The following is a 17,402-nucleotide window of genomic DNA, read 5'->3' on the forward strand; positions in this document are numbered from 1 at the left end:
ATGAGGTGTATAGAAGAAATGGTTATATTGATTAGAAATTTGCATAGAAAAATCAGTGTAATCTCAAAATCGGTGTAATCATCTTCAAAAAGGTTAATTACCGACGAAGACGCGGGGTAAAATGATTAATTTTTCAACCGTATAAGAACATTCGAGCTTTGATGTTCTTATATATCTTATATGGTTAAAATCTTTGGAAAAGCGCTTTCAAAAATATATTTGTTTGAAAGTTAAATTGTGCTTTCTAATAAATCAATAGTTCATTTTTAAACCATATAAGACATATAAGGAACATATAAGCTGGGTGTATAATCTGATAATCTTGATTTAATTTGCCTAGAAAAATCAGTGTAATCTCAAAATCGTTGTAAACATCTTCAAAAAGGTTAATTACCGACAAAGACGCGGAGTAAAATGATTAATTTTTCAACCATATAAGAACATTCGAGCTTGGATGTTCTTATATGTCTTATATGGTTACAAGCTTTGAAAAGCGCTTTTAAGAATACATTGTTTAAAAGTTGAATGTACTTCCTAATAAATCAATAGTTCATTTTTGAACCATATAAGATATACAAGGAACATATAAGCTGGGTATATAATCTGGTATTATTGATTAGAAATTTGCCTAGAAAAATCAGTGTAATCTCAAAATTGGTGTAATCATCTTCAAAAAATCGATAAAATCACCTTCTAAAAGTAATCCTCTTGTGCGGTCTTAGCAAATAGTTGTGGAGCAAAATTTACCAGATACAACTCTTTCTTGGCTCGAGTTACGGCGGTATAAAGCCACCTTAAAAAATCCAAATCAATCATCTCTTCGGTTAAATAACCTTGGTCGGCGAAAACGGCATCCCATTGTCCGCCTTGGGCTTTATGGCAAGTAACGGCATAGGCAAACTTAATTTGCAAAGCATTATAAAATGGGTCTTGTTTAATGGCCAGCATTCGTTGCCGCTTGTTGGCAATATGACTATAATCTTCATTCAAGCCATCAAAAAGCTTTTTGTTTTGTTCGTAAGGTAGGTTTGCAGATTCTAAATTTAAGGTATCCAACATTACTTTGCAGCTAATTTGCCCGGCCGATTGAAAATCCATAAACTCCAAAGTAGCATCAGCAAAACGGAAACCATAACGTTCCTCCTCCCCCCTCACCCGAATCACTTTCGCCATATCACCATTGGCAATAAAAGCAGTTTCTTCATTTTCGGGCAGCCAGAAATAATTGTTACGAACCACCATAATTTGGTCACCACCCGTTAATTCTTCTTCGCGATAGAGCAACCTCGCCCTGATTTGTTGGTTGTAAATATTGGCCGATTTATTGGAACGACAAACCACTAAAGTGTTTTCCATACCGAACTTTCGATAAGCATATTCCAAACCCTCAACCAATCGGGCGCCCGCCATGTTAAAAATATCCTTATAATTTTTAGTCAGGAATTTTGGCAAAGGATTATCTGGATTTTTAGAAATCTGGTTCCTCAGCATGGTTGCATTGGCTAAAATTCCCGATTTTTTTTCCTGCCTAACCACTTCTTTCAACTCAACCGCAGTAATGGATAACGCGAATTTATCTTTCAAATATTGTTCGTTCAATGCAGGGCTTTCCAAACTTCCAACTGGAGATAATTGTGCGGTATCGCCCACAAAAAGCAAAAAACAGTTTTTAGTATTGTACACAAATTCCAGCAAATCCCTCAAAATAGAAGAACCTGTTTCGTTAAATTCATCGGCAATCATAGATGCCTCATCAATAATAAAAAGTGTGTTTTCTGATAAATTTGGCGCCAGCTGAAACTGCATTTCTGGCGATGCAGCAGAGCGTTTCCGGTAAATCCTTTTGTGAATGGTTAATGCCTTTCGGTAAGAATATTGGCTCATTACCTTCGCCGCCCTACCAGTTGGCGCCAATAATTCGCTCCTTAAATTAAACTTTGCCAAAACTTTTACCAAAGCCGCAACCGAGGTAGTTTTACCTGTACCCGCATAACCTTTAAGCACAAAACAACGATATTCATCCTCTTCCTGCAAAAACTTCGACATCCGCTCGCAAAAAAGCAATTGCTCTTTGGTTGGCGTGTGTTCGTAAGCTTGGGCAATGAGTTGACTTTTATCGATGTACATGTAATGTTGAATGGTATTATTACTGAATGGTTTGATTTAAGTTTTTGGAAAGCAGTTGTAGTACTCTTCGGCCGCAGCAGTCCGTCTTTCCGCTATATCTTTTTTGTGAATGGTTGTGCTATTTCAATTGAAGTATGCAACAAAAAAGGATGCCGCTGCAATACGGTTTAAGTGGCAAAGATAGAGGCTTTTTTTAAAGTTGGTTGCTGCAGGATGTATAATTACTTTTTGAGAGTTGACAACTTTCTTTCCAAAGCCCTATAAAGTTGTCAACTCTAACTTTCCATAAGGTTGAAATACTAATGGCTGCCAACAAATAATTGTTATTTTCTCTGCGAAAATCAGTGAAATCTGCGGGAAAATACTGGACGAATCTTCTACTACAACAATAACGTCTCAATCCTATGAGCCATCACCATATTTTGCTGTTTGCTCCAACTAAAAATGGTAAAATGCCCATCTTGCGATGCAACCAAACCAATAGCTTGCGGTTGGTCGTTAACAAACTGAGCAACAGAGAAATGTCTCGTTCCACCCAACTGACCAGGATATAGAATTTTATCTTCTCCACCAAGAATTGGTTCAGAAAAAGCAATCTGTTCAACTGTTGGTTTCCCTTTCGCACGACCGATTTTAGCACCAAAAGCTAGTAAATCGAATTGGTCGTTAATAATCGTAGCACCATCAACGGCAGTTAAACCTGCTAAATGTTCAACCTCGCGACGCAAAGCGCCTTGAGAAAAAATTTCAGTTTGGTTACCACTTTGTTTAGCCAGATCAGATAAACCACAAAAAGGTGGCTCAACTAAATACTGAATTGGATGAATGATAGATTCTTCCCACTTTTGGTCGTTTTTCGGTACAATAAGCAAAGCACCACCTCGACCATGGCCACGCATTGAAACTGAAAACTGAATCAGAATATTAATTGGGTCGTTCCAGCTTGCCAGCACCGTTAAATCTAACAAAGCTTTTAAAATCGGCGGACAATCGCGGTTTAAACAACTCGTATCATCCACAATTCTAATTTGCTCTCCTTTTAAAACTGCCACATTGGTAAATTTACCAATTCCATAGATCCTGCGGTGTTTAATTACAATTAAGCCAGGTTCCGAGACATCCACTACAAAACAAAAGTTGGGAATATTTAATGTTGTACCCCAAATGTAAAGTTCGCCATCCTCTTCCCAAACGCCTAGGTGAATACCCGAACGCTCAATCCCAGGTGCTATTTTGGTAAGCGTATTGGCATTTAAGGGTAAAGGTTTTGCAAATTTTAATGGTTTTGAAGTTTGTGAAGGCGGTAAAAAAGCAATAGAAATTCGTGGAGAGTGTCCTTCTTCTTTCCTTAAACTGCTCCAAAAAGCCACATCAATTAAGGCCTCAATAATTTTTTTATCAGGCTGAGTTGCCAAATCTTCCTCGCCTTGCGCTACTGCATTCTCATGCAGTTTTATAAAATGTTGCTCAATTTTAACCGCAACCGTGTTCGCTGCTTTATAAGTAGGCTTGTAACTCATGTTTCGAATTTAAGCCGAATATTTTGAATTTTGAACAACTGAAAGGTTTGATTTTGGTCAAAAGATTTAGTTTGATTTAACAGCAAAGAACACAGAGAAATTTTAAACACCAAGGCGCAAAGAACACAAAGTTATTTGCAGCAACAAAATTGATACGCCCAACTTTGTGTCCTTTGCGAAAAAACTTTGTACCCTTTGCGGTTAATCCTTAAAAAACTCTATTTTTGTTTCAATGAGTAAAAACAGCCTTTTATTAGTCGACCCGAATTTTAAAGCTGATGCATATGCAAACTGCCATTTATTGTTAAAAATAACGAATGATAGTTTTTCTTATGCCGTGGTTGATAAAGATTCGGAGCAGGTTAATGTAATTTTCGATAAACAAGGCTGTGAAAATTTACAACAAGATTTACAGGCTGCTTTCGAAAATGATAGCTATTTATCTCAACAATATGGAGCTATAAAAGCTGCTGTACATACCTCAAATTTTATCTTCATCCCTGATGAATGGTTCGATGCCGATAACCTTGCTGTTTACTCAAAATTCTTAGGTTCAGATAGTAAGATTTATACCAAACATCACGATGCATTTGGGTTTAAAACGCTTTTTTCATTAGATGAAAATGTTGAAGAAAGACTTCCTGAAAACACTATTCTTTACCCACAATCTTCGCCATTATTGGCTTTAGTTAATCATTTATCTGGTGATGCTTTATTGATAGATTTTACTGCAGCATCATTCAATGTATTGTTTGTAAAGGATAAGAAAGTTAACTTTCAAAACCACTACCAAGCCGAAAATACCGAAGAATTTAACTATTTTTTGTTACTAATTATCGAGCAATTGGGATTGAATGAATCTACAGCGGTTTATTTGCAAGGCATTATAAATGAAGATGATGCCTACTACAATACTTTGCTAAAATACTTCAATAACTTATATTTCTTTCTTCCCGCAGGCAAACAGGAGAGTGAATTATTGGCCGATATGCCAAAACACTATTTCAGCGGATTACTTGCTTTAAATTTATGCGAATAATTGGAGGAAAATTAAAAGGCATACGTTTGCAGCCTCCTGCAAATTTACCTGTTCGCCCAACAACTGATATGGCCAAAGAGGCCTTATTCAATATTCTAAACAATAAATTCGACTTTGAAAACTGCACTGTTTTAGATTTATTTTGCGGAACAGGAAACTTAACTTTCGAATTCGCTTCACGGGGTGCGGAAAAAATTTTAGCCGTAGATATGGATTACGGTTGCGTTAACTGGGTAAAAACTACCGCAGCCAAGCATGAGTTTAACCAGGTTGAAGTACGTAAAGGCGATGTTTTTAAATTGCTGAAACAAATGACAGGTTCTTACGATTTAATTTTCGCAGACCCACCATATAACATGCCAAACATTCCTCAAATTCCTGTTTTGGTGAAAGAGCAACAACTACTAAAACCCGATGGTTTATTGGTTGTAGAGCATCAAAGTAATATGAAACTAAACAGCCAGCCTGGTTATACTGAAACGCGAAAATACGGCAACTCTTCGTTTAGTTTTTTTGAGTTTGTTTAACCGCAAAGAGCGCTAAGTTTTTCGCAAAGAACCCAAAGCTTAAAGCAAGAAAAGCTAAAGCATATTAAAAGGTTTATAAATTACCATCATACCGATGGAAACAAAGAAATATTTAAAATTTAAAAATTTCGGTCTGTAGAGATACAGACCGAAGGAAAAAAAGTCTAAAGCAATTTTCTAAGTCTAGAAAATCAACTACCTTACCAAATAAAAATTAGAGATACCTACCCTGAAATTGCATTTATGATGTCATACTGCGTAATAATTTCAATTTTACCAGATTCGTCCTCAACCAAAACAGCAGAATTTTCTTTGTTAATTAATGATGAAATTTTATCGATGGAGGTATTTAGATCAACAAAAGGAAACGTTGCCGTCATAATTTCTGAAATAGCGGCAGATTTCAATCCCGGGTTTTCAAGCAATGCCGATAAGATATCACTTTCTGCAATTTTACCCACAATCATGCCTTGCTGCGTTACCGGAATTTGAGATATATTCATCGATTTGATGGTATTTATCGCCTCCAAAACAGATTTAGTTGCATCGAGCGTTACAATTTCGGTTGTTTCTTTCTTAGCCAAAATTGATTTAGCAGTTAATTTTTCATCTTGCAAAAAGCCACGCTCACGCAACCAGTCTTCGTTATACATTTTACCCATGTAACGGCTGCCATGGTCGTGGAAAATTACCACAACGACATCTTCTGGCTTTAATTTATCTTTCAATTGAATTAAACCACCAATTGCAGCACCAGCTGAGTTACCTACAAAAATTCCCTCTTTACGGGCAATATCTCTAGTCATTAATGCAGCATCCTTATCCGTCACCTTTTCGAATAAATCAATTACATCGAAGTTTACGTTTGCTGGCAAAAAATCCTCTCCAATTCCTTCTGTGATGTAAGGATAAATTTCATCCTTATCAAAAATCCCTGTTTCTTTATACTTTTTAAATACCGAACCATAGGTATCAATTCCCCAAATTTGAATATTAGGGTTTTTCTCCTTTAAGTATTTACCAGTTCCAGAAATGGTTCCGCCTGTACCTACCCCAACAACTAAATGGGTAATTTTACCTTCTGTTTGTTCCCAAATTTCGGGTCCGGTTTGTTCGTAATGCGCCTGCGAATTGGCTAAATTATCATATTGATTTGGTTTCCATGAATTTGGAACTTCACGCTCTAAGCGGGAAGAAACTGAATAATAAGAGCGTGGATCTTCAGGTTCAACATTGGTAGGACAAACAATTACTTCAGCACCAAAAGCACGCAAAGCGTCAACCTTTTCTTTCGATTGTTTATCAGTTGTGGTAAAAATACATTTATAACCTTTAACAATTGCTGCCATAGCAAGCCCCATTCCGGTATTTCCTGATGTTCCTTCGATTATCGTTCCACCTGGTTTTAGCTTACCACTTTTCTCAGCATCATCAATCATTTTAATCGCCATACGATCTTTAATTGAATTGCCTGGATTTGTAGTTTCTATTTTGGCCAAAATTGTGCCTGGAACATTTTTCGTAATTGTATTTAATTTTACCAGTGGCGTATTGCCAATGGTTTCTAAAATATTATTATACCACATATTGCAAAATTAAGCAAAGGCATTAAGTATTTTATAAACAATATTTTATTCGAAACATAATTTTGATAATAAAATTTTAATAGAATTATATTGCATAATCTATAATAATGATAGGCATTATAGATTGATTATTGGGCAAAATGCAGTATTGGCTATAGAGCTTATCCAAAATCAAATTTATTAAGCCAGCTTATAAACCTTACCAGGTAGCGAAATTATTATGCCTTGCATTTCTAATGTAAGCAGCACAATGGATAATTTGCTCTGTTGAATGTTCAAATTAATGCAAAGTTCATCTATAGATAACTGACCATTCTGTAAAACTTCAACAACTTTTTGTTCATTCGCAGTTAGGTTAAGTTGCAATGTAGTTTGAGCTTGTTTCTTTTTCTCCTTCACTTCATCATCCCAACCTAAATAATAAATCAAATCATGTGCATTGTTAATTAATCCTGCCCTATTGGTTTTGATGAGAAAATTACAGCCTTCAGAAAACACATCATTTGTTCTACCTGGGAAAGCATATACATCTTTATTGTAAGAGTTGGCAATTTCAGCGGTAATTAATGCGCCACCTTTTATAGATGCCTCTACAACTATAGTAGCATCTGCAATGCCTGCAATAATTCGGTTTCGTTGAGGAAAATTTTGCCTGTCGGGATTTGTTAAAGTCGGGTACTCTGATAGCAAACCACCATTCGATACCATTTTTTGTGAAACTGCTTTATGAATCTGTGGATACAATCTGTCCAAGCCATGCCCAAGTACTCCAACAGTTGCAATTTCATTTGTGATGCACTCTTTATGTGTAGTCACATCAATTCCGTAAGCTAAACCACTTACAATTAAAACATTATAAGGTGCCAGAACCTCGCAAAGTTGCCTGCACAACGTTTTACCATATTCGGTTGCATTTCGCGTACCTACAATGCTTATAATTCTTGGATGATTTAAATCTGCCTTACCCTTAAAATAAAGTAAAATTGGTGAATCAAAGCAATTTTTTAAGCGTTTTGGATAATTTTCATCTGAGAAAAAGAGAACTTCTATACCATGTTTTTCAATAAATTTTAATTCTTCAGCAGCCCGTTTTAATGCGTCGGTACTTAATATGGCTTCAACAGTCTTATCTCCTATCCCTGGTATTTGCAGCAATTGTTTTTTATTGGCAGAGAACACAGCTTCGGCACTACCACAATAAGCCAGTAAATTTTTGGCATTTACCGGACCAATTGATTTAATAAAAGTTAAAGCGATTTTATGGAGCGTACTCATTGATGTTTAGGCTAAGGTGAATAAATGCGGGATGATTTATTTCCTTAATTATTAGCCTAAAAATCGATATCAATTAAGCTTTTAATCGGTATATGAATATTATTTTTGAGTTGAATGTATTTTTCTGTAACTGACCAAACTGTCGTATCAACTCGTTTCGGACCAATAGTGGTATTAAACGTAATTACTGCTTTAGATTTGAACTCATTTCCAAGCCTTTGAGCTTCATCTAATTTAATTTTTAATTCTTCAGTAAGATCATCTTTCGAATTGATGATATTTAAATAGCTTATATGTTCTTTTTCTACGATCTCTATCGGCATAATATGTATTTAACGATTTTTGTTAAACAAGCTTATTAAAATTTTAGAAAAAAAGCAATCTTTGAACTGTAATTTTAATTTTTAATCATAAAAAAAGCCGACATAAGTTAAAATGCCGGCTTCAAAATTTATTTGTTTGGTTTATTTATTTAATTTTAACTTTCTGGTTTCTACCATTCCTTTAAATTCATGATTTAATTTTTCATTGGCGTTATCTATCTGAGTACGAGAAATACCTGAAGTGCTGCTTAAAGTATTGTCTTTAGCCAAAGCAGAAAAATTACCATTTACCGAATAATACAAGGCCTGTGATAGAAGTTTTTCTGATGTATCACCAAAATCTTTTGTCAAATCATCTGAAACATCCTTATCTACAGCCATTCCAGCAAAATAATCCCCTTGATTTAATTGATTTTTAGTTTGGAATTGGGGAATATATAAATCGCTTTTATCAATTCTTATTGAAAAGAAACCAACAGGTTTACCATACGTGGTTTTACCAATTAGCTTAACATCCATTACTGGTTTTAAATTGTTAATCAATAACTCACTTGCGGATGCAGTACCACCTGTTACAAGAAAATAAACTCTTGATAAAGTATTAAGCGAGCCTCTTTTAGCAAAAACTTCCTGGTTTCCTGCTGCTGGTGTAGGTTTGTAAGAGTAATCGAAATATGAATACAAACGTGTTACACCATCGGTTCCTTTAGCATAAAATTTCTGATTTTGAAGAATCGTCGCCTGTTCATCTTGCATGGTTTGAGTCCAATAAGTAGTGTACATTACCTTACCATTCTGAGCGACTGGTGCAATTAAGTTGGTAAACGCTTCTGATGTAGCAACAGAACCACCATTATATCTTAAATCTACTACCAATTCTGTAACGCCATCAGCAGCAAATTTTGCAAATGCAGCATCTAATAAAGTGGTAGAATTTGTTGTAAAACTATTAAATACAATATAGCCTACTTTTTTTGCACCAACAGTGTAGGTATTGGTATAAAGAATTGGATTGATGTTATAAGTTGCACGTGTTATTGTAATATCTGCTGATGTTCCATCAGATTTAAGTACCGTCATGGTAATAGATGGATTGCTTCCAAATATTGCATTGTTCAAATTATCAATATCACTTTGGCTGGATCTACTTACCCCACCGCCGTTTACTTTTGTGATTTGATAACCTCTTTTTAAACCCTGAGCAGCAGCTGGAGAACTCGGATAAACCAGTTTAACACGAAGTAAATTTCCTGCATCAAAATTAGCTGAAAAACCATAATCTCCGCTTACTCCACCCAATTGTGTTGCAACAGTACCATCATCCATAAAAGAATATTTATCTCTTCCCCCGGTACTTGGTAAAGCTTTAATGGCTGCTATAACCGCATCATTAGAATTATATTGCCTTGGATTAAAACTAGCATAAGTTGGCATACCAACATTCCAAAGATAGGTTTGCTGTGCGTATAAATAAATTGAATCTTTAGTTAATTCTGCCCGTGTTGCTGGCGTAGGTGGTGTTGTTGTTAAACCACCATCTGGTGAAACTGAAGATTTCTTACATGATGTTGCTAACCCGACAACAACAATTAAAGCACACATAATCAGGTTATGTGCGGAAAACTTTCTTATCATATTTATTTGTAAATTTTTAGTGACTCAATATACGGCAAATTAATTAATTTAGATTGATGCTCATCAACTTTATTTGCACCAACAACTAACGCATCTTTATTACTTAAATTGTTGTTGTTTAATATGTTCTGAAAAATTTCTGCTTTCGTTTGATTTAACTCCTCCGTAAAGAAAACGATTAAGTATTTTTCAAGTCCGTTCCATTCGGTTTGCCGTATTTTATTTAACTGCTGTTCGGGATTACCCGTTGTTACGATAACTATTTTTCTCCTATCCAAAACTAAGTTTTGCAGAAACTCTAGCATATTCTTGTAAAGAAGTAATTTTAATGGCAACCTGGCATTTTGATGCAGTAAATCAAAATTATGCTGATACGTTTCTGCAATTTCAAACTGAGAAGCTGTTTTAGCAAACAAACCCTCCTGTCCGTAGTTTTCATATTCAGTACGCATAAAATCTAAAATAGTTTGTGCGTTTTTTTGCTCGCTGTATTCTATAAATTGCGCAAAAAGATAATAAACCTGCAACAAATAATCTTTTGCAGGAAACAATACATCATCAAGCTCGAAAATAAATATTTGTTTATCTTTTGCAAACGGATATACATCCATACTTAAATGGTAAAAAGTTTATAATTTAATAAATTATCTAGCGTAAACACGCCGTTCAAACCTGTCGCAGAATTTTGAGGAACATCTTTATTGGTCGAAAAAACACATTCTCCTTTAACAAAAATATATAATTCCGAATTTTTATTTTGTTCTGCATCAATATATTGGTTTAACAACTCAAAATGTGGGAGTAAAACCTCAATGCCATATTCGCTAAACAAAACAGCCGATTTTGCAATTGGCTCAATTTCAAAGCTATGCAAAGGAATTATTGTGTCAATTGATTCAGTAATGCAGAAATTTAACAATATGTGCGCAATACTATCATGGTTTAGTTTTCCTAATGATGTAAAAGCATAATTTTCTGTAATAATTCCTGGAACATCTCCATAATCAGCAAGTAAAACAAAATGGCTTGGAAACGCTTTTAAAAGCTTCATGGTTTTGGCGTTATTTCCGCAGGTAATTAAAATTTTCAAGTGAGAAATGTCTTATATTGTTTTATTGTTAGACTGAAAGAGTGTTTATTGAAAGAATCAAACAACACATAAAAATTCTTAAATCTGGCGAATGTTATTCCTATACGATTAAGCCATCTTTCATCGTTACAATTCTATCGCTGGTTTTTGCCAAATGCTCGTTATGGGTTACAATTACGAAAGTTTGCTGAAAGTTATCGCGTAAGCTCACAAAAAGCTGGTGCAATGCCGCTGCATTCTCTGAATCTAAATTCCCTGAAGGTTCATCGGCAAGAATAATTGAAGGATTATTTATTAACGACCTTGCAATGGCTACACGCTGCTGCTCCCCACCCGATAATTGATTTGGTTTATGATTCGCCCTGCCTTTCAGTCCAAACAAATCTAACAGTTCCAAAGCCCTGGTTTCTGCCTGTTTTTTATTTGTTTTTGCAATAAATGCAGGGATACAAATATTTTCAATTGCACTAAACTCAGGTAATAAATGGTGAAACTGAAAAACGAAACCGATATTCTGATTTCTGAAAGAACTCAGCGATTCACCACTCAATTCGTTTATAACCGTACCTTTTAATTCAACAGAACCTTCATCGGGCTTATCTAATGTACCTAAGATATGCAAAAGCGTACTTTTACCGGCACCCGAAGGACCAATAATACTAACTATCTCTCCCTTTTGCACTTCAAAATTTACACCTTTTAAAATTTGTAAGTTTCCGTACGATTTTCTAACACCCGTGGCTTTTAGCATAAATCAAAATTAAGAATAAAGATTTAAGGAATAAAGAACAAAGATAAAAGAGCAAAGAATAAAGATTTAAGGAATAAAGATGAAAGAACAAAGATTAATGAAGATAGACCCCAATTGAAATTCCAAAAAACAAATCCTTTCACAAAATAAATAATCTGTGAAATCCCTAATCTGTGAAATCAATCCGAAGGAAAAGAATAAAGATTAATGAATAAAGAACAAGGATAAAGGAGCAAAGAATAAAGCGGAAATTCCAAAGAACAAATCCTTTCACAAAACAAATAATCTGTGAAATCCCTAATCTGTGAAATCAATCCGAAGGAACATAAAAGAATAAAGTCTTAAAAAAATTTGCAAATACAATTATCTTATTTAACTTTGAAAAACAAAGCACTTTTAAAATGAGCAATTCTGAGGAACAATTAAATGCGTTAAAAGATATCAGACAAATGATGGATAGATCATCCAGATTCATTTCTCTGAGTGGATTATCAGGTGTTTTTGCAGGCGTTATAGCTTTAATTGGTGCTTACTTCGCTAATGAAGAAATTTTAAAGTTTGTTAATGGCAGAGGCTATTCTTATGGTGTAGAGGGCGAAATGGATTTAGAATATAATCTTTTAAAGCTTGCAATAATCACCCTTATCGTTTCAATAGCAGGTGGAGTTCTGTTTACCTACAGAAAAAGTCAGCGCAACAACCTCCCGATTTGGGATAAAACATCGAAATCACTTCTATTGAATTTGTTTACTCCTTTAGCAGCAGGCGGATTATTCATCATTGCATTATTATTCAATCACCCAAATACCTACAGCATTATCGCACCAACGTGTTTAATATTTTATGGTTTAGCATTAATAAATGCAAGCAAATTTACATTTAGCGACATTCGATACTTAGGCTATTGCGAAGTGATTCTTGGATTGATTTGTATGTTTTATGTTGGATATGGTTTAATATTCTGGGCTTTTGGCTTTGGCATTCTGCATATTGTTTACGGACTTTTAATGTATTTTAAATACGAAAGAGGCAAGTAAGATGAAAAACCCGATAGCAGATTTAAATAAAATATTTGATAGCAGAATTAGGTTAGGCGTAATGTCTATACTTATTGTAAATGATAACATAAGCTTTAATGATTTGAAACAAATGTTAGAATTAACCGATGGCAATTTAGCTTCGCACTTAAACACGCTAGAACAAGCAGAATTTATACAGGTGCACAAGGGTTTTATTGGAAGGAAAACCAGCACTACTTATGCAATTACAGCGCTAGGAAAGCAATCTTTTAAAGCTCATTTAGATGCTCTTGAAAAAATGATCAAAAAACTATAAACAATTTTTTTTAACTATTTACTTTGAAATACAAAGCACTTTTAAAATGAGAAAATGAAAAATAAATCTAACCTTTTACTCTTTTCTGCCCTATTGGGTGGCTTGCTGTTTAGCTTCCTTTTTTGGAAAGAAAGATTAGCGCTTAACCTAATGATTTACAGCATTTTTATCTTGATAATTACTTATCTCAATCCTGATGTAATTAAAAGCTTAAAATTTAAAATTTATGGGTTTGCCCATTTGTTGGCTGCTATTCTTGTTGTTATCAATAATTCAGATTTATCACTGGTTAGTTATTACATCAGTTTAATACTATTTATTGGCTACAGCCACAATCAAAAAATAAGAACAGTTTTTACAGCTTTTGGTGCTGCTATTTTAAAAATGGTAACTGTTCCCCTAAATGCTATCAAAACACTTAATGAGGTAAAAATTGGTAATTTTAACTTCAAACCAGTTTTCAAATTGGTTAAATATGTTTTTATTCCAATAGTAATCGTAACCATTTTCACTTGTTTGTACTCTGCGGCAAGCAGCGTATTTGCCCATTATGCTGAGGCACTATTAATAAACATCGGTGATTTCTTCAACAATATTTTTGGCTTCATTTTTAAAGATTTGAGTTTTAGTCGCTTCATGCATTTCTGCTTCGGAATAATGGTTACCGCTGGTTTGCTGATTTCATTTTTTGATAAAAGCCTGCAACAGATTGAATTGAAATGTAAAGAGCAATTACTAAGGGTTAGAAAAAATATAAATCAGAAAACAGTTTGGTTCGAAGTAGCGAAGGTTTTCAGCGGCAATTTGTTAACTAAAAAGCTGGCGCTTAAAACTGAGTTTATTACAGGCCTTATTTCTTTTGCAGCCCTAAATTTATTATTACTTTTTTTAAATGGAATTGATATTTGGTGGTTGTGGTTAGGTAAAGGGAGAAATTTTGCCGAAATTAATTACTCAGCAGATTTGCACGATGGTACTAATTCATTAATTTTTAGTATTGCCTTGGCAATGGCAATTATTATATATTTCTTTCGGGGAAACCTAAATTTTTACAGCAAAAGTAAAGCGTTGAGAATTTTAGCCTTTGCATGGATGATTCAAAACTTCATTCTCATAATTTCGGTACTCATTCGTGATGGCTATTACATTGAATTTTACGGGCTCACACATAAACGGATTGGTGTTTTAGTTTTTGCATTACTTTGTGTAATTGGCTTGATAAGTGTTTATATAAAGGTTTCAAAACAAAAAACATTTTTCTATTTATTAAAACTTAACGGGAATATTTGGTTCGCATTATTACTTGTCTTTAGCTTGGTCAATTGGGATATTTTCATCGTAAAATATAATTTATCACATTCTGATTCAATATCAGTTGACGCAGATTACTTGCTATCACTTTCAGATAAAACCTTGCCTGTGTTGGATAAAAACAGAATGAAATTGCAACACACCGAATCAAAAAGCGAATACGGAACAGAAATAGCAAGACCCGAAACTTTGGCAACTAACCAGCAGAAATTGAATCAAAGAATCGGTTTTTTTAAAGATCGTTACGAGAGAGTGAGTTGGATATCCTGGAATTTGCAAGATTGGAAAACAGCTGAATATTTTAAAATAAGCAAATAAGAAATTACTAACTAATAAAAAGGAATATTTATTTAATTAAATCATGAAAACTCAAGAAACACTTAACCCATCAAAATTGCGCATTACCATAATGCTTATCATTACAGCCGTTATTCTTAGTATTCCATTAGTTGCAATGCAATTTACAACAGAAGTAAATTGGACATTGCTTGATTTTGTTGCCGCAGGCGTATTACTTCTAAGCACTTGCTCGGCAATAGAAATTGTTATCAGGAATGTTCAAAATAGCAACTTTAGAGCAGTATTGTTTTTTATCATTTTGATGGCTTTATTCCTAATTTGGGCAGAATTAGCCGTTGGCATTTTCGGAACTCCATTTGCAGGAACTTAGCTGCAACAATTTGCAAGGAACCAATTTGCCAAGAAGTACAATCTTGGTAAACTAAACCCGATATACGTGGAAAGCCACCGATTCTTCATCGGTGCTTGGAACATTAGCGGGGCTGCTTTTCCCGATTAACATAAAACGTTCATTTTCTAAAAAAATCGGCATTTGCTATTTGTTTAAAGGGTTTGAAATTGTAGCTTTGGGCAAATTTTGTAGCAAATGAATATTCACGAATACCAGGGTAAACAAATATTAAAAAGTTTCGGTGTTAACGTTCAAGAAGGAATTGTTGCCGATACTCCAGAGCAAGCTGTTGAAGCGGCTAAGCAACTTAAAATTAATTATAACTCTGATTGGGTTGTAATTAAAGCGCAAATCCACGCAGGTGGACGCGGTAAAGGTGGCGGTGTAAAATTGGCTAAAAACTTAGAAGAGGTTAAACAACGTGCTACCGATATCATTGGTATGCAATTGGTTACACCACAAACCGGACCAGAAGGTAAATTGGTTAGCAAGATTTTGGTTGCTCAGGATGTGTATTATCCAGGTGCTTCAGAAACTAAAGAATATTATATTTCGGTATTGTTGGATCGTGCAAAAGGTCGTAACATTATTATGTACAGTACCGAAGGTGGTATGGATATAGAAGAGGTTGCAGAACACACTCCACACTTAATTTTTAAAGAAGAAATTGACCCAAAAGTTGGTTTGCAAGGTTTTCAAGCTCGTAAAATTGCTTTCAACTTAGGTGTTAGTGGTGCTGCACATAAAGAGATGGTTAAATTTGTAACCGCTTTATATAAAGCTTACGAAGCTACAGATTCTTCGATGTTCGAAATTAATCCTGTGTTAAAAACATCTGATGATAAAGTTATTGCAGTTGATGCAAAAGTTAATTTAGATGAAAACGCATTATTCCGCCATGCTGATTACGCTGCTATGCGTGATGTAACGGAAGAAGACCCAATGGAAGTTGAAGCAAGTGCAAGTAACCTAAACTTTGTTAATCTTGATGGTAACGTAGGTTGTATGGTTAATGGTGCTGGTTTAGCAATGGCTACTATGGATATTATAAAACTTGCCGGTGGCGAGCCTGCTAACTTTTTAGATGTTGGTGGAACTGCAAATGCACAAACCGTTAAGGCTGCTTTTAACATTATCTTAAAAGACCCAAATGTTAAAGCCATTTTAATTAATATTTTCGGTGGTATTGTTCGCTGCGACCGTGTAGCTCAAGGTGTTATCGATGCTTACCAAGAAATTGGAAACATTCCGGTGCCGATTATTTGCCGCTTACAAGGTACAAATGCCGAAGAAGCTAAAAAATTAATCGACGAATCTGGACTTAAAGTTTACTCGGCTATTGCCTTAAAAGAAGCTGCTGATTTAGTAACTAAAGTTTTAGCGAATTAAGATTAAAAATTATATAAATATTTAAAACCTTTCAGTGTAAACTGGAAGGTTTTTTTGTTAGCCGTTATTGCGAAGCCGATTTTTATTCGGCTTGGTAATCTAATCGGTCAGTTATCTTAATTATTTGAAAAGCAAGGTTCTGCATTCTTCGGTCAAGGTAGCCCCGCTATCACTTCAATCTTTTTGTTTGTACCACGCTGAGGTTGTAGAAGCACTGCTACAAAAAGTATGTTCGTTCTATCGGGTTTATTTAACTCAATACAGTGCTTATGGGATAAACCAATCAAACGCCTAAACTGATTGGTCTTTGCAAATAAGATTAACTATCGTTTAAAGCTTTAATAAAAGTTTAATGTTTTTAATTATTTGAAAAGCAAGGTTCCGTGTTCTTCGGTCAAGGTAGTAACGCTATCACTTCAATCTTTTTGTTTGCGTCATTGCTGAGCTTGCCAAAGTACTGCAACAAAAAGTATTTCCATTTTATCGGGTTTATTTAAGTCAATGCAGTGCTTTTTGGATAAACCAATCAAACGCCCTAAATATGAGAATAGCTTCCTTTGAGTATTGATTTAAAACTTTCAAATTTTATTCAGAACGAAATTCCAAGATATCTCCAGGCTGACATTCTAAAACATTACAAATTAACTCCAAAGTTTCCAGGCGTATTGCTTTCGCCTTTCCAGTTTTCAAAATCGATAAATTAGACATCGTAATACCTACACGCTCACTTAATTCGGTTAACGACATTTTGCGACGGGCAAGCATCACGTCTAAATTTATTATTATGGGCATGAGATGATTTA

Annotated in this window: 17 protein-coding genes; 7 read left to right on the forward strand and 10 right to left on the reverse strand. The window is 34.7% G+C overall.

Going from position 1 to position 17,402, the window contains the following annotated elements; all coding sequences use genetic code 11:
• Positions 1-693: 693 nt before the first annotated feature.
• Both D7004_RS02660 and D7004_RS02665 read right to left on the reverse strand, forming a co-directional pair.
• A complete protein-coding gene (locus D7004_RS02660) occupies positions 694-2,127 on the reverse strand; it encodes an ATP-dependent DNA helicase (RefSeq protein WP_123204333.1) in 1,434 nt (477 codons plus the stop codon).
• Positions 2,128-2,507: 380 nt separating this feature from the next.
• A complete protein-coding gene (locus D7004_RS02665) occupies positions 2,508-3,647 on the reverse strand; it encodes a putative sensor domain DACNV-containing protein (RefSeq protein WP_123204334.1) in 1,140 nt (379 codons plus the stop codon).
• A 232-nt stretch (positions 3,648-3,879) separates the two neighbouring features.
• Here D7004_RS02665 and D7004_RS02670 point away from each other — a divergent pair, with 232 nt between their 5' ends.
• Positions 3,880-4,686 (forward strand): DUF3822 family protein, encoded by an 807-nt coding sequence (locus tag D7004_RS02670; RefSeq protein ID WP_123204335.1) that lies wholly within the window; start codon positions 3,880-3,882, stop codon positions 4,684-4,686.
• Positions 4,677-5,213, forward strand: coding sequence for a 16S rRNA (guanine(966)-N(2))-methyltransferase RsmD (rsmD, locus tag D7004_RS02675; RefSeq protein ID WP_123204336.1), 537 nt, complete (start codon positions 4,677-4,679; stop codon positions 5,211-5,213). The genes D7004_RS02670 and rsmD overlap by 10 nt, the downstream gene beginning before the upstream one ends.
• 224 nt (positions 5,214-5,437) lie before the next feature.
• On the opposite strand, the gene D7004_RS02680 is transcribed toward rsmD, so the two are convergent.
• The 7 genes from D7004_RS02680 to D7004_RS02710 form a co-directional block, all read right to left on the reverse strand.
• On the reverse strand, positions 5,438-6,799 hold the full coding sequence (locus D7004_RS02680) for a pyridoxal-phosphate dependent enzyme (RefSeq protein ID WP_123204337.1): 1,362 nt from the start codon (positions 6,797-6,799) through the stop codon (positions 5,438-5,440).
• A gap of 180 nt (positions 6,800-6,979) precedes the next feature.
• Positions 6,980-8,074 carry a DNA-processing protein DprA gene (gene dprA, locus D7004_RS02685; RefSeq protein WP_123204338.1) on the reverse strand — a complete coding sequence of 365 codons (1,095 nt, stop codon included), beginning with the start codon at positions 8,072-8,074 and terminating at the stop codon, positions 6,980-6,982.
• 56 nt (positions 8,075-8,130) lie between these two features.
• Positions 8,131-8,397, reverse strand: a complete 267-nt coding sequence (locus D7004_RS02690) for a hypothetical protein (protein ID WP_123204339.1) — start codon at positions 8,395-8,397, stop codon at positions 8,131-8,133.
• A 141-nt stretch (positions 8,398-8,538) separates the two neighbouring features.
• A complete protein-coding gene (locus tag D7004_RS02695) occupies positions 8,539-10,032 on the reverse strand; it encodes a S41 family peptidase (protein ID WP_123204340.1) in 1,494 nt (497 codons plus the stop codon).
• Between the two features lie 2 nt (positions 10,033-10,034).
• Positions 10,035-10,643: an HAD hydrolase-like protein gene (locus D7004_RS02700; RefSeq protein ID WP_123204341.1), complete on the reverse strand. Its 609-nt coding sequence runs from the start codon at positions 10,641-10,643 to the stop codon at positions 10,035-10,037.
• 2 nt (positions 10,644-10,645) lie between these two features.
• The gene (locus D7004_RS02705) at positions 10,646-11,083 is read right to left on the reverse strand and encodes an ATP-grasp domain-containing protein (RefSeq protein WP_123204342.1); all 438 of its coding nucleotides are present in this window, start codon (positions 11,081-11,083) and stop codon (positions 10,646-10,648) included.
• 139 nt (positions 11,084-11,222) lie between these two features.
• The gene (locus D7004_RS02710; protein ID WP_123204343.1) at positions 11,223-11,873 is read right to left on the reverse strand and encodes an ABC transporter ATP-binding protein; all 651 of its coding nucleotides are present in this window, start codon (positions 11,871-11,873) and stop codon (positions 11,223-11,225) included.
• Positions 11,874-12,274: 401 nt separating this feature from the next.
• Between D7004_RS02710 and D7004_RS02715 the strand changes: the two genes are divergently transcribed.
• The 5 genes from D7004_RS02715 (at position 12,275) to sucC (ending at position 16,599) form a co-directional block, all read left to right on the forward strand.
• The gene (locus D7004_RS02715; protein WP_123204344.1) at positions 12,275-12,910 is read left to right on the forward strand and encodes a hypothetical protein; all 636 of its coding nucleotides are present in this window, start codon (positions 12,275-12,277) and stop codon (positions 12,908-12,910) included.
• A gap of 1 nt (position 12,911) precedes the next feature.
• Complete coding sequence (locus D7004_RS02720; protein WP_123204345.1) at positions 12,912-13,208, forward strand: winged helix-turn-helix domain-containing protein; 297 nt, start codon at positions 12,912-12,914, stop codon at positions 13,206-13,208.
• 54 nt (positions 13,209-13,262) lie between these two features.
• Positions 13,263-14,837 (forward strand): DUF4153 domain-containing protein, encoded by a 1,575-nt coding sequence (locus tag D7004_RS02725; RefSeq protein WP_123204346.1) that lies wholly within the window; start codon positions 13,263-13,265, stop codon positions 14,835-14,837.
• Between the two features lie 43 nt (positions 14,838-14,880).
• Positions 14,881-15,189, forward strand: a complete 309-nt coding sequence (locus tag D7004_RS02730; RefSeq protein ID WP_123204347.1) for a hypothetical protein — start codon at positions 14,881-14,883, stop codon at positions 15,187-15,189.
• 216 nt (positions 15,190-15,405) lie between these two features.
• Positions 15,406-16,599 (forward strand): ADP-forming succinate--CoA ligase subunit beta, encoded by a 1,194-nt coding sequence (gene sucC / locus D7004_RS02735; RefSeq protein ID WP_123204348.1) that lies wholly within the window; start codon positions 15,406-15,408, stop codon positions 16,597-16,599.
• A 585-nt stretch (positions 16,600-17,184) separates the two neighbouring features.
• Here the strand turns inward: sucC and D7004_RS02740 are convergent.
• The gene (locus D7004_RS02740) at positions 17,185-17,391 is read right to left on the reverse strand and encodes a helix-turn-helix domain-containing protein (protein WP_123204349.1); all 207 of its coding nucleotides are present in this window, start codon (positions 17,389-17,391) and stop codon (positions 17,185-17,187) included.
• Positions 17,392-17,402 lie beyond the last annotated feature (11 nt).

The sequence above is a fragment of the Pedobacter jejuensis genome (genome assembly GCF_003725795.1).
GTDB classification, from domain to species: Bacteria; Bacteroidota; Bacteroidia; order Sphingobacteriales; family Sphingobacteriaceae; genus Pedobacter; species Pedobacter jejuensis.

Coding starts and splice junctions, on each gene's coding strand:
- D7004_RS02660 (WP_123204333.1), bottom strand. CDS start 2,127: ATGTACATCGATAAAAGTCAACTCATTGCCCAAGCTTACGAACACACG.
- D7004_RS02665 (WP_123204334.1), bottom strand. CDS start 3,647: ATGAGTTACAAGCCTACTTATAAAGCAGCGAACACGGTTGCGGTTAAA.
- D7004_RS02670 (WP_123204335.1), top strand. CDS start 3,880: ATGAGTAAAAACAGCCTTTTATTAGTCGACCCGAATTTTAAAGCTGAT.
- rsmD (WP_123204336.1), top strand. CDS start 4,677: ATGCGAATAATTGGAGGAAAATTAAAAGGCATACGTTTGCAGCCTCCT.
- D7004_RS02680 (WP_123204337.1), bottom strand. CDS start 6,799: ATGTGGTATAATAATATTTTAGAAACCATTGGCAATACGCCACTGGTA.
- dprA (WP_123204338.1), bottom strand. CDS start 8,074: ATGAGTACGCTCCATAAAATCGCTTTAACTTTTATTAAATCAATTGGT.
- D7004_RS02690 (WP_123204339.1), bottom strand. CDS start 8,397: ATGCCGATAGAGATCGTAGAAAAAGAACATATAAGCTATTTAAATATC.
- D7004_RS02695 (WP_123204340.1), bottom strand. CDS start 10,032: ATGATAAGAAAGTTTTCCGCACATAACCTGATTATGTGTGCTTTAATT.
- D7004_RS02700 (WP_123204341.1), bottom strand. CDS start 10,643: ATGGATGTATATCCGTTTGCAAAAGATAAACAAATATTTATTTTCGAG.
- D7004_RS02705 (WP_123204342.1), bottom strand. CDS start 11,083: ATGAAGCTTTTAAAAGCGTTTCCAAGCCATTTTGTTTTACTTGCTGAT.
- D7004_RS02710 (WP_123204343.1), bottom strand. CDS start 11,873: ATGCTAAAAGCCACGGGTGTTAGAAAATCGTACGGAAACTTACAAATT.
- D7004_RS02715 (WP_123204344.1), top strand. CDS start 12,275: ATGAGCAATTCTGAGGAACAATTAAATGCGTTAAAAGATATCAGACAA.
- D7004_RS02720 (WP_123204345.1), top strand. CDS start 12,912: ATGAAAAACCCGATAGCAGATTTAAATAAAATATTTGATAGCAGAATT.
- D7004_RS02725 (WP_123204346.1), top strand. CDS start 13,263: ATGAAAAATAAATCTAACCTTTTACTCTTTTCTGCCCTATTGGGTGGC.
- D7004_RS02730 (WP_123204347.1), top strand. CDS start 14,881: ATGAAAACTCAAGAAACACTTAACCCATCAAAATTGCGCATTACCATA.
- sucC (WP_123204348.1), top strand. CDS start 15,406: ATGAATATTCACGAATACCAGGGTAAACAAATATTAAAAAGTTTCGGT.
- D7004_RS02740 (WP_123204349.1), bottom strand. CDS start 17,391: ATGCCCATAATAATAAATTTAGACGTGATGCTTGCCCGTCGCAAAATG.